Annotated in this window: 13 protein-coding genes; 6 read left to right on the top strand and 7 right to left on the bottom strand. The window is 49.0% G+C overall.

Annotated elements, in window-relative coordinates; all coding sequences use genetic code 11:
• Positions 1-73: 73 nt before the first annotated feature.
• On the bottom strand, positions 74-1,498 hold the full coding sequence (locus BN1247_RS13050; RefSeq protein WP_082415938.1) for a CDP-glycerol glycerophosphotransferase family protein: 1,425 nt from the start codon (positions 1,496-1,498) through the stop codon (positions 74-76).
• Positions 1,499-1,811: 313 nt separating this feature from the next.
• Positions 1,812-2,693 (bottom strand): DUF4309 domain-containing protein, encoded by an 882-nt coding sequence (locus tag BN1247_RS13055; RefSeq protein WP_054950785.1) that lies wholly within the window; start codon positions 2,691-2,693, stop codon positions 1,812-1,814.
• A 272-nt stretch (positions 2,694-2,965) separates the two neighbouring features.
• Between BN1247_RS13055 and BN1247_RS13060 the strand changes: the two genes are divergently transcribed.
• The gene (locus BN1247_RS13060; RefSeq protein WP_187119684.1) at positions 2,966-4,315 is read left to right on the top strand and encodes an ISLre2 family transposase; all 1,350 of its coding nucleotides are present in this window, start codon (positions 2,966-2,968) and stop codon (positions 4,313-4,315) included.
• A gap of 174 nt (positions 4,316-4,489) precedes the next feature.
• Positions 4,490-4,582 (top strand): CAT RNA binding domain-containing protein, encoded by a 93-nt coding sequence (locus BN1247_RS17270; protein ID WP_074011167.1) that lies wholly within the window; start codon positions 4,490-4,492, stop codon positions 4,580-4,582.
• 308 nt (positions 4,583-4,890) lie between these two features.
• On the opposite strand, the gene BN1247_RS13065 is transcribed toward BN1247_RS17270, so the two are convergent.
• Positions 4,891-5,514, bottom strand: a complete 624-nt coding sequence (locus BN1247_RS13065) for a LysE family translocator (protein WP_054950786.1) — start codon at positions 5,512-5,514, stop codon at positions 4,891-4,893.
• Between the two features lie 65 nt (positions 5,515-5,579).
• Positions 5,580-5,732, bottom strand: a complete 153-nt coding sequence (locus BN1247_RS18240) for a hypothetical protein (RefSeq protein WP_222705242.1) — start codon at positions 5,730-5,732, stop codon at positions 5,580-5,582.
• Positions 5,733-6,360: 628 nt separating this feature from the next.
• On the opposite strand from BN1247_RS18240, the gene BN1247_RS13075 reads away from it, so the two are divergent.
• From BN1247_RS13075 to sipW, 3 genes are all read left to right on the top strand, one after another.
• Positions 6,361-6,846 (top strand): TasA family protein, encoded by a 486-nt coding sequence (locus BN1247_RS13075; protein ID WP_054950788.1) that lies wholly within the window; start codon positions 6,361-6,363, stop codon positions 6,844-6,846.
• 195 nt (positions 6,847-7,041) lie between these two features.
• A complete protein-coding gene (locus tag BN1247_RS13080; RefSeq protein WP_054950789.1) occupies positions 7,042-7,944 on the top strand; it encodes a hypothetical protein in 903 nt (300 codons plus the stop codon).
• A gap of 65 nt (positions 7,945-8,009) precedes the next feature.
• Positions 8,010-8,573: a signal peptidase I SipW gene (gene sipW / locus BN1247_RS13085; protein ID WP_054950790.1), complete on the top strand. Its 564-nt coding sequence runs from the start codon at positions 8,010-8,012 to the stop codon at positions 8,571-8,573.
• On the opposite strand, the gene BN1247_RS13090 is transcribed toward sipW, so the two are convergent.
• Genes BN1247_RS13090 through BN1247_RS13100 form a run of 3 tightly spaced genes read right to left on the bottom strand, consistent with a single transcriptional unit; the run spans position 8,533 to position 11,046 of the window.
• Complete coding sequence (locus BN1247_RS13090) at positions 8,533-9,399, bottom strand: hypothetical protein (protein WP_054950791.1); 867 nt, start codon at positions 9,397-9,399, stop codon at positions 8,533-8,535. The genes sipW and BN1247_RS13090 overlap by 41 nt on opposite strands.
• Positions 9,396-10,097: an ABC transporter ATP-binding protein gene (locus tag BN1247_RS13095; RefSeq protein ID WP_054950792.1), complete on the bottom strand. Its 702-nt coding sequence runs from the start codon at positions 10,095-10,097 to the stop codon at positions 9,396-9,398. Before BN1247_RS13095 ends, BN1247_RS13090 begins: the two co-directional genes overlap by 4 nt.
• A gap of 52 nt (positions 10,098-10,149) precedes the next feature.
• On the bottom strand, positions 10,150-11,046 hold the full coding sequence (locus BN1247_RS13100; RefSeq protein WP_054950793.1) for a LysR family transcriptional regulator: 897 nt from the start codon (positions 11,044-11,046) through the stop codon (positions 10,150-10,152).
• 287 nt (positions 11,047-11,333) lie between these two features.
• Between BN1247_RS13100 and BN1247_RS13105 the strand changes: the two genes are divergently transcribed.
• On the top strand, positions 11,334-12,320 hold the full coding sequence (locus BN1247_RS13105; protein WP_231633455.1) for a YeiH family protein: 987 nt from the start codon (positions 11,334-11,336) through the stop codon (positions 12,318-12,320).
• The last annotated feature ends 42 nt before the right edge of the window (positions 12,321-12,362 follow it).

A 12,362-nucleotide genomic window follows, 5' to 3' on the forward strand; every position in this document is an offset into this window, starting at 1 on the left:
ATGAGTTAGCCGACAGTGACCGACAGTAATCGAGAGTGGCCGACAGTGACGGACAGTGACCGACTGCTTACGGCTAGCCCGTCAACGACGATACGTTATCTTTCTCCGGCTTGTTCATCACGCGGTTATTGCCGCCGTTCGCAATAATGTTATCACGCAAATACGCCCACTGCTTTTTGGCAACCCTCCCTTGATTTTCTTTCGCATAGAAAATATTCAACACTCTCTCCCGCTCGTCTTTATAGTCGTCGATCCCGGAGGCGAAGTCGGTTAACGTCTGCAGTAATTCTTCAAATTCGCGCACGTGCGGCCCCGGGGTAACTTCGTCGTACTCGTAATACATCTCATTAGACGTTTTTAAGTATTTTTCCAGATCGTAACAGTAAAAAACAACAGGCCGGTCAAGCAACAAGTAGTCCGTATAACAACTCGAGTAATCTGTGATTAATATGTCTGTATACTTTAAAAGCAACTGCGGATCTAGATTGTCGTGACTGACGTCGATGACGTGCTTCAACAACTTTGACACGTGCCCGTTGCTATACATGTGGCGTTTTACTAAAAACTTATATCCATAAGTTTCACAAAACGCGTCGATGGCCTTGAAATCTAGGACATCGTTAATATCAGTGTCCTTTTTACCGTGGTTTCTATGCGTTGGCATGTACGTAATAATTTTTTCCCTTTTAATATATTCCGGAAATTCCTTCTCTTCGTCTGATTCATAAAAGAAGACGTCGTTACGCGCTTGCCCCATTTGTAACACATTTTTTGGCGATACGAGAAATGTCTCTGGGTAATACGACGATACCCGCTCGCTCGTCGAGATGACGTAATTGTTTTTCGCCGTTTGCGTATGCACAACGCGCATGTTGAAAAACCGTTTGAGGCGTTTCGGTTCGTGCATCGCTTTATACGTAAATGTCCTTTTGTTGGCACCCCACACCTTTTTTAAGCCGACGCCGTGCCACGTATTGATCGAAGTAGCACCTCCGAGCAGCATGCGGTTAAAATCGTCGTGAATGGAATGTGAATGAATAAACGTTTTGGCACGCAATTGCATAAATATTCCTTTTAACGAATGGTAATAATACGCTTCGTAACCGAGCTGGCGGACGCGCTTTACCGCGCGTTTGTTTTTTAACACCCACACACAGCGCAGACCGTCTTCCTCGATCGCTTCTAAAAACAAGTATTTTGGGTTCCCGCGAAAACCGTTGCCGTTTTCGGCACCAAACACGATGAGTTGCTTGTCTCGCGGGAACAGTTTTGCCAAATGGTAAACGATGACGACCAACGACCGTCTTATGAATACTTTCGCAAACTTCCCTGTCTTTACCAAAAAGTTTTTGTTCAAGGAAAGGAATATGAAGAACAAAAGCGCTGTTTGGATGACAGGATTCCATTCCAAAAAAGTTACCATGGACGATTCACAACCTCTTTTCTCTCCTTTGAGCACCCGCGTGTTGCGATCGCGCGTATCAGACGACGGTCGCATCGCGAGGCACACTTTTCTTCACACGATACACCCGACGCCTGCCATTATTAGCGTTTAACGTCAGGGGCTGATTTCTTTTATTATTGTACCAAATTTTGTGGTATGCGGGCTGACATTTTTTGTACGCTGGCAAAGTCTTATTATTTCGGCGCTGTCGGAATAAGCGACCGCCTATTGAATCATCGCGCTTTAATAACATCAAAAACTTGGCTGTAACGTTTTTTCGTTGCGAAAAAATAACAGGGAGCGGCTTTTTCTACCCCACTCCCTGCGTACACATGCATATGCCTGTTGTTCGCATCCTGTTACCATTTTATTGATGCTTAAACAGCACCCGACAACTATCCGCATTTTTCGTCTCCCATGAGAAATATATTTCATACTCCCCCGAATTGTACACGACAGACCAGGTTCCATCCTTCATGCTTGTGCCTTCCGAGCCAGGGGAGCCGAGGATGCGCGTCACTTCGTCGAGTCGTACATCCGCCAACAGAGTGATTGACGAAACGGTTGATTGGTAGATGTGAAAGACTACGTTTTGCGCATTGTAAGCAATGTAATCGACTTCGTAAACGCCGCGTTCGTCCGGTTCCCCCCACCTCTTTTCAATTTCTGCTTGCTCAGTGGCTAAAGGGATGTCGATGCCGTTTAAGATCCCTTGTGATGCTAACTGTAGCGTTTCTTTATTCAATTTGAATAGTGGGTGGATCGCTTTTGGCTCTTGGTGTTTCTTGTCGGGAGATTTGTCGGAACCGCCTTCGCTGTCCCTAGCGACGGTTTCCTTTCGAGCGTCCTTCGCACCCGCTTCTTCTCCCTCTCCGTCCCCTTTTACATCTTCCTCGGAACGACTAGCGTCAGTTTCTTCGTCATCCTCTGACGCGACGCCTTCGTCATCCGTTGCTTGCCCGGAGCGATCTCCTTCTGTTTTTTCAGCATCTTCTTTCTCGGCGTGGTCGCCCTTTTTATCCGTACTGTTTTTCTCCAGACTCTCTTGTTCCGTCTTCTTGCTATTGCTATTCGTTCCCTTTCCGCTATTCTCCGGTTTTCCGTCCTGTTTCTCTTCTGCACTCCCCTTTGATACGTCCTTGTCCTTCGCCCCACTGCCACATGCGGCTAGTGCAAAAACGAGTACGACAGAAATGAGTGAAAAAAATGTGCGCCGCATGCGTATACCCCATGCGCTTCCCGTGAACAACTTGCCTCTCCCCCTTAATCACGTACATCAAAAAAGCTCGCAGTAACATCTTATGGATATGCCTAAAATAAGTGCGATATGTTTTACCGTGCTATGTCTTATTAATGCCTTTCGTATGTGTAACATTTCTCTCGAAGGGTTTTAGCAGGAATTTGGAGGGAGAATATAGAAAAGGAAGACCTAAATAGTACTCCTAACCACCACGAAAGGAGAGGTCTTCCTTGAAAACCATTATACCAGAAATCGCTACTATCTTGGAACAGTCTACAGATATGTTGTCGTTTTGGGAAAGCTTACGTATTCGCCTGATGGAAGTGATGGCTGATCTGTTCGGAGAATTTTTGGAGCAGCTCGATCAGATGATGACGACGCATTACAAGGAAAAATACGGTTGGAAAAGTGAGCGATTGGACAGCCGGGAGTTCACCAGTTTTTTTGGGACAGTGTCCTATAAACGCCACTTGATGTACGACCGAAACGGAAACGCACATTACCCTGTCGATGAGGCAATCGGTTTAAAACGCCGTAAAAGATACAGCCCAGACCTTATGATGCTCGGAGCAGAGTTAGCTGCAGCGCCGGGAATGACCTACCGCCTCGCCTCAGAGGTCACGCAAAAACTTGCCGGTATAACGATCAGCCATACGACGTTTCAGCGCTTAGTAAAAGAAGCAGGTGAAGCTCAAGCTGTCATGGATGCTGAAAAAAGGGATCGAATTTTTGAGGATACGGTAATTCCTAACTCTCCGTCCGTTAAGCACTTATATTGCGAAGCAGATGGCTTATACGTCAAAGGGAGAGGCAAAGGAATAGAGATCAAAAATATGCTTGCCTATACCGGGTGGGAGCAAAACGGACAGCGTGTCTCGTTAACAGATCGTCACGTCTTTTCTACCGTTGAATCGGTGGATGACTTTTGGGAAATAGGTTATGCAGCGATTCGACATCGTTGGGATCTCTCACATACACATGTGGCGACTAATGCGGATGCGGCTTCATGGATCTCTGAGGAACGCGTTCAAAATACCTTTTCTGAAGCGACATCGGTTGTCCGCCAATTGGATCCTTTTCACGTAAAGAGGAGTATTCGTCGCGGGTTGAGCCGCCAGCCAAGGCTCATTCCTCAAATTGAAAAGGCAATATCCGAAAAAAATAAGGATAGGTTTAAAGCGGTGATTGATACGGCACAGGGAAATGCAGAGACGGAGCGAGAGGAAAAGCGTATCGAGAACATGCAGAAGTATCTTGAAGGGCACTGGGAGATCCTCTGCGACTGGCGTGAGGTTAGTCCAGACGTGCCAAAAAATGCTCGTAGGATGGGATGCATGGAATCGAACCAGAGACGTCTGGCATACCGCATGAAACGTCGTGGCATGTACTGGAGTGAAGAAGGGGCTCAAGCCATCGCCAAAGTACAACAAGGCGTTACCAATGGGACGTTGAGACAGGCATTATTAACTGTCTGGCCCAACCGCCAAGTGACACAAAAACTAAAACGCCATGCGAGGCGAATAGGTAAGTCGGATCACATTGGGGTTCAAGTTGGCAGGATCCAAGTAGGTGCCGCATCAGCTTCAAGTGCTATTGGGTATTTGGATAAGGTGGTTAATCGCCGTCCTTGAAGAGTTAACTCCTCAAGGGCGGACAACAAGTGAACGTTAGGGAATGACATATTTAGGTCTTTAAATCCTTGATCCTGTAAGGTCGTCGAGTAAAGCTTGACACATACATGCCTTTCTGCCGAGGCGGTTCACCTTTCTTTCTATGCTACAATTAAAAAACGGAGGAGATAGGGAATGAAAATAAAGAAGGTGCTCAATAATAGCGCCGTCATCGTACAAGATCAACAAGAAGAAAAAATCGTTCTCGCCCCTGGAGTCGGCTTCTAAAAACGGAAAAACGACTTCGTCGACCGTACGAAAATAACAAAAGAGTTCGTCATGAACAATCCAAGCGAACAAAAGCGGTTCAAGACTCACTAAAGACGATTCCTAAGGAACACATCACCCTTTCGGAAGAAATTATTACTTACGCTGAGGCGCGCCTAAATACAGAGCTCCGATTTCGTATGACGAAGATGGAAAAATGTTTTTAATACGTTAACAAAAATCGGCCCTTCCACCATCGCTTGGGCGAAGAGTGTAGGGCCGTATCCTTATTTTAGTATAGGAACACGTGGCACGTCGGTACGCGACCATCAATCATCCCCTAACGCAAGACGTAAGCCGATCAACACAAAGAGCAGCGCTTTCGCTAAGCCGACGTATCGTGCTACCCGCGGTTTTTCCCACAGCTTTTTGCCGACGCTGCCGGACAAGAGGGCCACAAGGAAGAAAATGCATACCGCCTGAACCATGAACAAGATCCCTAAAAAAATCATCTGTAAAGGCGCGTTCCCCGCTTGCGGCGAAACGAACTGCGGCAGAAAGGCTAGGAAAAACAAAGATACTTTCGGATTCAGCACGTTCATAAAGATCCCGCGCCGGTACAGCTGTCCTAACGTTTGGCGTTTCACGGTACCTGCAGTTGGCGCTTGTTTCCCTTCGCGCAACGCTTGCCACGCGAGGAACAACAAGTAGCAGATTCCGGCGTATTTAATCGCTTGAAAGGCGAGCGTCGACTGGTGCAAAATCGCGGAAATGCCGAGGGCGGCGGCGAGGGTATGCACGGTAAGACCAGAGCACAACCCTAACGCAGTCGCAAGCCCTGCTTTTTTACCGTGAGATACGCTTTGCGCGGCGACGAACAAAATATCTGGCCCAGGTGCAAGTGTCAGTAGCGCTGAAACGGCAGTAAAATAAAGGATAGTAGAAATATCCATAACGTCCCTCCCCTCCCTATTAAACGAATCAGTTGAATATATTTTTCGCGGCGTATAACGATGTTTCACTCTACATTAACGTAAAGCTTCCCCGCTGCCAACTGTCGCGTTTCATTGCCGAAGTGATCTCGCGCCGTCACTTCGATATGTGCCCCAGCAGCACGCATGTTCGCCGGTACGGTCCAGTAACCGACGTAGTAACCCGGCTTTGTTTCCATGAACGGCAGGTGGATCGCATTGGCCTTCGTCCCAGCGCGGACGCTAGCGGTGACAATAGTAAACTTGCGGCCAGTACGAAAGAGAGCAACGTTTTTGACAACATACCCTTCTTCTTGTTCATCTGCATTAACCCTTCCCTCTCCAATATTTATGTATATTCCCTTTATATTATAGTTAATATTTGTAGTCATGCCTAGCATGTTTTTGTATTTTGTCAATTTTCAATATGCCTTGTCTTCCGCTCGTCACCTCGAAATACTGTTGGGAAACGCTGCCAACTGTCGCGTTGATCCTTGCTTCCTTTCTATGTTCATAATAAAGAACGGCAAACGATGAAAACAGTCGTTTTCATTCGCTACTACGTACTAACTACCGCAAATTGCTCATTTTTCGTGCCTTTTGACCCTTCCATCTACTGACTGTTTCCGCTATAATTCTTAATAGAGAACAAAGGTAAGAGAAGCTTTGGTAAGAGGAGCTTTCCATTACCGCACACCGTACACACTTTCGATTTACCTGCGACTGGGAATGTGCCTACGATTGAACTTCCTCGGTCAAACAAAAGCGCCGAAACAGTTGGCCAAGGAATTCAATATATTTCACACACTATGTTAAGGAGGAAATAAAGTGACAAAAAGAACTAAAATTTTATCGACGTTAGGCGTTTTGGTATTTGCCATCGCCCTCATTACCGCTGGGTCTTTCGCACTCTTCACTTCGGAAGCGTCCAACGAAGGAAATACGCTCAACGCGGGGACGTTAGAACTCGTAAATGCGCACGGCAGCCATGCCTTCTACATTAACAACGTGGCACCTGGCGACAGCGGTACCGAAACGGTGAAAGTACATAACAAAGGTACGCTCGACGCTTGGGTAAAAGTGTCAAAGGTTGAAACGAGCGGTGCGCTCTTCGATGGTAGCCACCCGGTTCAACTGCAGCACAGCGAAGACGTTATCAAAATTGAAGCTGGCGGCTACGGCGACGTGCCTGTCAACTGGGTCTTCCCGCGCGAAGCTGGCAACGAGTACCAAGGACAAACCGGTAAAGTTAACATTCACGTCCAAGGGGTACAAGTGAAAAACAACGACGATCCGAACAACATTGACTGGTAAGTCTTAAGGTTTATGAAGTTGGGCGCTTAACTTCAATCTTTAAAAATTGTGCGCGGCGATGACTCGTTTTGCCGCGTACATTTTTTGATGTTATTCATTCCCTCAGCATGTTACTATTAGCATGTTACTATAAGACGATCGATCCGATTGAGCGACGTTTGTAAGTCTACTTTCTACTAACTGGGGGAGGTTCTCATGCGCAGACCTTTATTTACCCTCATCAGTCTCTCCGTCACCGTTCTTTTACTACTGGCGGCCGTACCCGCCTCGTCGTACGCCCTCATGCGAGCGGAAGTGCAAGCGCCGGCCGGAACGTTCGGTGCAGCATTTGTCTTTCCCGACACAGTCGACAAACTGGCTCAAAACGTTCACGAGGCACGCGTTCGCGTGAAGGAACTGCAGCAAACAGCGCGCTCTCTGAACAAACAAAAGTCGTGTTCCGAAGCGAGAGACGCGGTACAAGCGATCCAAGACTCGCACCGGCAAGCGAAAGCAAGCGTTAAGAAGCTTACGCAGTACCGCGAACGAGCCGCACAGGAGGTAGCGGATGCGTCCGAGAAATTTGCGGCACAATCGCCCAATGTGCAAGCGGCAAAACGGTTGCAACAAACGATCGCGCGCGCCTACAACCGTGCACAAAAAGATTTCGCACAAATTGAGTCGGTAACCCAAACGGTAACCGAAGCTGTGAAAATGTGTCGCGAAGACGACAGCGCGAAAGAAACAGAAAAGAAAAAGCCTAAACAGCGGAAAGTGGACAGCCCGCAAACTAAACGGGGCGAGAAGTTAGACAAGCCGCCACGCAAGACGAAGGACAAGACTGAAGAGAATTCTGTAGACGAGTCTGCAGACGAGGGGAAAGACGGTTCTAAATCGGGCACGACCAACGAAACTGGCGACACGACAAAGGATCGGGCAAAAGACGGGAAAAAGGATAGGACGAACGACAGGACGAAAGACGACAAGCGAAGCGAACAGTCTGAGCCCACCAACCCCCGTTCGCCTGCCAACAGAACGAAGCCGTCGCCAGATGGATCGAACGGTACTGAGAAAAACGAGAAAAAAGTATCAGATGCGACGGAAGGCACCGCCCAATAAAAAAGCGATAGCCGACCAAATTAGTGCATTTGAAAAAGTGAAGCATACAGCAAGGCGGGATTGTAATGAAAGCGAAGGGCGCAAAAAAGTGGATCAGCCGCATCGCAACGACAGTCGTTGTCGTTGTCTTGCTCTTAATGATATTAATGACCGTGTCGACCGTCACTGCAGGCGGGCCACTAAATCCGCTAGGATATGAACTGTTTGTCGTCTTATCCGGCTCAATGGAACCTTCCATGCAGACTGGTTCTGTCATTCTCGTCAAACATACCGACGCGGAGCAGCAACCGTACAAAAAAGGTGACATCATCACGTTTCGCGCTGAAGGGCAAACGCTCATCACGCACCGCGTTCAAGAAGTCGAACGCGACGGGGACAGCTACAAGTACATTACAAAAGGTGACAACAACGACGCCATCGATCCTAACCCGGTACATCCGGAACAAGTCGTCGGTCATTTTAGCGGGGTCCACATCCCTTATTTGGGCCATGTGCTCGCCTTTGCCCGTTCGAAGGCAGGGATCGCTTTATTGCTCATTATTCCCGGCCTATATCTCATCGTCACCCAAATCGTTTCGTTGCTACGACTTAAGGAAAAAGAAAAGTCGGCACACGAGTCGGCAGATTGAGGGGCAACGCCAACGCGCGTGCCGTTGCCCCCCTTTTTTTTACTTTAATCGACGAGCTCTTTCCAACGAAAAATGGCGACGGCCACACAGTTAAGAGCGCAACCATTACCCCGATTGAACAGAGCGTGACAGCCAGAAACGAATCGCCAACCTCCCCTTCGGCCAACACGGCATATGCATGTGTCGTTAACTGCCCCGGGCTCCAACTCAACCACTTTGTAAAAGTGGCAGTAGCGACCGATAAAACGGTGACGCTAGACAAGGAGAGAAACGCGACGGCACCGACATTTTTCATTAAGATACTGTAAAATACGACGACAGTAACGACAAAACTGAGCCAGAAGCCGTACAGGAGCAAACTGTAAAACCACCGCTGAGGTGAAACCGCGCCGATTAACAGCTCCGTATAGTACCACGATGCGCCGTAACCACACAACAAGGCGACCCACGTGAGTAGTAACAGACTAACCCATTTCGCCGTTACGTATGACGTATACGGGACAGGTTTTAGCAGCACGATCGCCGCGACGCCGCTTTTCCGTTCCTGGGCAACTGTTCCCATCGCAGCCAACGTAAGTACGAGTAAACCGAGCACTCCAAAATCGGCCAACGATTGCGTAAGTACTTCTGCCCCTGTCGGCAACGGAATGTCAATCGAAGCCCCTTCTGGAAGGCCGCCAGCCGTTTCCAATATTTGCGGGAGATAGTAAAAGCTAAGTGGTTTCATCAACCCGAGGACGACAAACACGAGCGGAACCCAAACCCATTTATAGCTGCGCCACATATCTAGCAATTCCTTATGAAATAACACGAACCACTGCGTCATGACTGTACCACCTCCATAAACAGTTGCTCTAGTGACGTGTTCCCCGTCTCAAACCGCGACAGCGACACGCGGTGAGCGGCGAGGGATTGAAGGAGGCTCATTCTTGCCTGCGCCAGATCGTCCACGACCAGTTTGTAGGCCAACCCCTCTTGAGAAAAGTGACTGATCACCCCTTGCCGCTGCCACTCCTTTGCAAGCGGTGCTAGTTCCTCGTCACCTTCGATGACAACTGTACCTCGTTGATGTTTCTGGCGGATCTCTTGTAAACGAGCAGATAGTTTCAACTGTCCTTCATGCATAATTAAGACCGAGTCACTAACCGCCTCGGCGTCGTGCAACACGTGCGTGGAAAATAATACAGTCGTTTCCCGCTTAAGCTGACCAAGCAAGTTGAGTACGTCTCGCCTACCGAGCGGGTCTAGTGCGGAAACTGGTTCATCCAACATGACGAGTTTCGGACGGTGAATGAGTGCTTGCGCAATCCCGAGACGCTGTTTCATCCCGCCGGAGTAGTGACTAATCCGACGGTTCTCGGCGTCAGCGAGACCGACGAGCTCCAGTAGTTCGTCGGTCCGCTTTATCGCGTATAAAGGCGTACCGATTGTAGTACGCTTAACGACACGTTTTCGTTCACAAAAAAAAAGACTACGAATCGCGTGATCCTTAGTCTGATTGGCAGAATCGACAATGCATGCCACATAAGCATCTCGGCACGTCCCAACTGTTTGACATCTGGGAGTTCGTCAGCCGTTAACCTTCCGACATTTGCGGAACCCTTGTCCTTAACAACTCGAGGAACAGCTCCATCGCCTTCGTTTGAAATGGCGTCCGCTGTGTCACGAGCGAAAACTGCCGCACGAATGGAAACCCTTTTAGCGGCACAACATGTAGCGTACGCAAGGCGAGTTCTTTGCGAATTGCCCAGTGCGATAAAAAGGAGATGCCGAGCCCTTCCTCCACTGCTTGCTTAATGAGCTGCGTACTACCAAATTCCATGACTGACGACGGCTTGAGACCGTTCTCGGCAAACATGTGCTCGGTTACGCTACGCGTACCTGACCCGACTTCGCGGACGACCCACGCCTCCTGCGCCAAATCGGCGATCGCTACGCGCGACTGCTGCGCCAATCGATGATTCGCACCGACGACAACGACCATCGCATCGTCGGCGAAGGGCGCCACATAAGCGTTATCGGGGGCAACATCCCCTTCAACAATGCCGACGTCTAACTGGCGGTTGGCGACGCGGTCGGCGATGTAACGCGTATTGCCGATTACCACAGTTGGCTTGATTAACGGATAGGCGGCGTGTAGCTCAGCGATCAGGCGCGGCAAAACGTATTCGCCAAACGTATAACTCGCCCCGATTGCCAGACTGCCACTCGCTTTATACATCATTTCATCGACCAGACCTTGCATCCGCGAATACAACGCAATAATCTCTAGCGCATGGTGCAACACGACCTCGCCAGCCTTAGTCGGACGAATGAATTTGTTGCTCCGCTCTAACAAACGCGCGCCGACGCGTCGTTCCAGCGCCTGGACGTACTGGCTGACCGCTGGCTGAGTCATGTGCAGTTTTTCCGCCGCTCGCGAAAAGTTTTCTTTTTCCACCACGGTTACAAACACGAGTAGTTGTTGATCCATATGACAACCTCTCCTCCGTCAGACGACTCAATTGTATAAGTGTTTACTTATGATAACCATCATAAATGCTTATTTCACTTATTGCATGTCTTCTTATATGATAGCACTATATGTGATCGTTCCATTACGTTAAGTACCTTTCGCCATTTTACACAAAATTAACAAAACACTTTTTAATCAATGGAGGTAGGCGTATGTCATTAGAAGAAACACATGCGTCTCCAGCTGAGACGCCCCTCACCGCAACCAGCAAATCAGCGGATGCGCGGTCTTTACGTACCGCACGTATGTACCGCTGGCTGGGAGGTATCTCGTTTACATTAGCAATCGCCTCGCTCGGATGGGGATTGGCACTCGTTCCCGGTTTTAACCGCGTCGGCCCGCTCGCTTGCGCCATCGTTATCGCCGTTGCGTATCGGCAACTGTTCGGATACCCAGAAGCGATCCGTTCCGGTATCCAGTTTTCAGCAAAAAAACTATTGCGCCTAGCAATTATTTTGTACGGTTTGAAGTTAAATATCGACGTCATTTTGCACCAAGGTCTAGGATTGTTGGCAATCGACGTCGGGATTATCGCTTTCGCTATCATTTTTACGGTTATGCTGGCAAAGTGGCTAAAAGCCGATGCGTCGTTATCACTGCTGTTAGGAGTCGGTACGGGCGTGTGCGGGGCGGCGGCGATTGCAGCAGTCTCGCCAATCGTCAAAGCAAAAGAAGAAGATACCGCGATCGGCGTCGGGATTATCGCCTTAATGGGAACCGTGTTTGCGATCGGTTACACCCTCTTACGTCCGTTCTTGCCGCTCGCCGACGTCGATTACGGCATTTGGTCGGGATTTAGTTTGCACGAGCTTGCCCACGTCGCCTTAGCAGCCGCACCAGCTGGCGAAGACGCGCTCGCTGTCGCGCTACTGGCGAAACTCGGTCGCGTCTTTCTCCTCGTACCTCTCTGCTTCATTTTAATGTACTGGATGAAGCGCTCCGGAAAAGCAAACGAGGATACGACGGTCGACTTTCCTTGGTTCCTGATCGGCTTTATCGCCATGAGTCTGTTTGGCAGCTACGTCCTCGGTACGTTCATAACTGTTCCGCAAGCGGCTATGGACGCGATCTCGACAACGACGACGTTTATTTTAACGATGGCAATGGTCGGGCTAGGGTTGAACGTCAGCTTGCACGACGTACGCACGAAAGGCATGCTGCCGCTACTGGCGATGACGATTACGTCGCTCTTGCTGTCGGTCGTTACGTATGTGGTCGCTGCGAATATGTAATATAAACGTCAGTACTGTTCGCAAGTAAAAAAAATAAACGCC

The organism is Numidum massiliense, assembly GCF_001375555.1.
Lineage (GTDB): Bacteria > Bacillota > Bacilli > Thermoactinomycetales > Novibacillaceae > Numidum > Numidum massiliense.

Bases quoted from the DNA above. Each gene is read 5' to 3' on its own strand.
- BN1247_RS13050 (WP_082415938.1), bottom strand. From the start codon at position 1,498: ATGCGACCGTCGTCTGATACGCGCGATCGCAACACGCGGGTGCTCAAA.
- BN1247_RS13060 (WP_187119684.1), top strand. From the start codon at position 2,966: ATGTTGTCGTTTTGGGAAAGCTTACGTATTCGCCTGATGGAAGTGATG.
- BN1247_RS17270 (WP_074011167.1), top strand. From the start codon at position 4,490: ATGAAAATAAAGAAGGTGCTCAATAATAGCGCCGTCATCGTACAAGAT.
- BN1247_RS13065 (WP_054950786.1), bottom strand. From the start codon at position 5,514: ATGGATATTTCTACTATCCTTTATTTTACTGCCGTTTCAGCGCTACTG.
- BN1247_RS18240 (WP_222705242.1), bottom strand. From the start codon at position 5,732: ATGGAAACAAAGCCGGGTTACTACGTCGGTTACTGGACCGTACCGGCG.
- BN1247_RS13080 (WP_054950789.1), top strand. From the start codon at position 7,042: ATGCGCAGACCTTTATTTACCCTCATCAGTCTCTCCGTCACCGTTCTT.
- sipW (WP_054950790.1), top strand. From the start codon at position 8,010: ATGAAAGCGAAGGGCGCAAAAAAGTGGATCAGCCGCATCGCAACGACA.
- BN1247_RS13090 (WP_054950791.1), bottom strand. From the start codon at position 9,399: ATGACGCAGTGGTTCGTGTTATTTCATAAGGAATTGCTAGATATGTGG.
- BN1247_RS13100 (WP_054950793.1), bottom strand. From the start codon at position 11,046: ATGGATCAACAACTACTCGTGTTTGTAACCGTGGTGGAAAAAGAAAAC.
- BN1247_RS13105 (WP_231633455.1), top strand. From the start codon at position 11,334: ATGTACCGCTGGCTGGGAGGTATCTCGTTTACATTAGCAATCGCCTCG.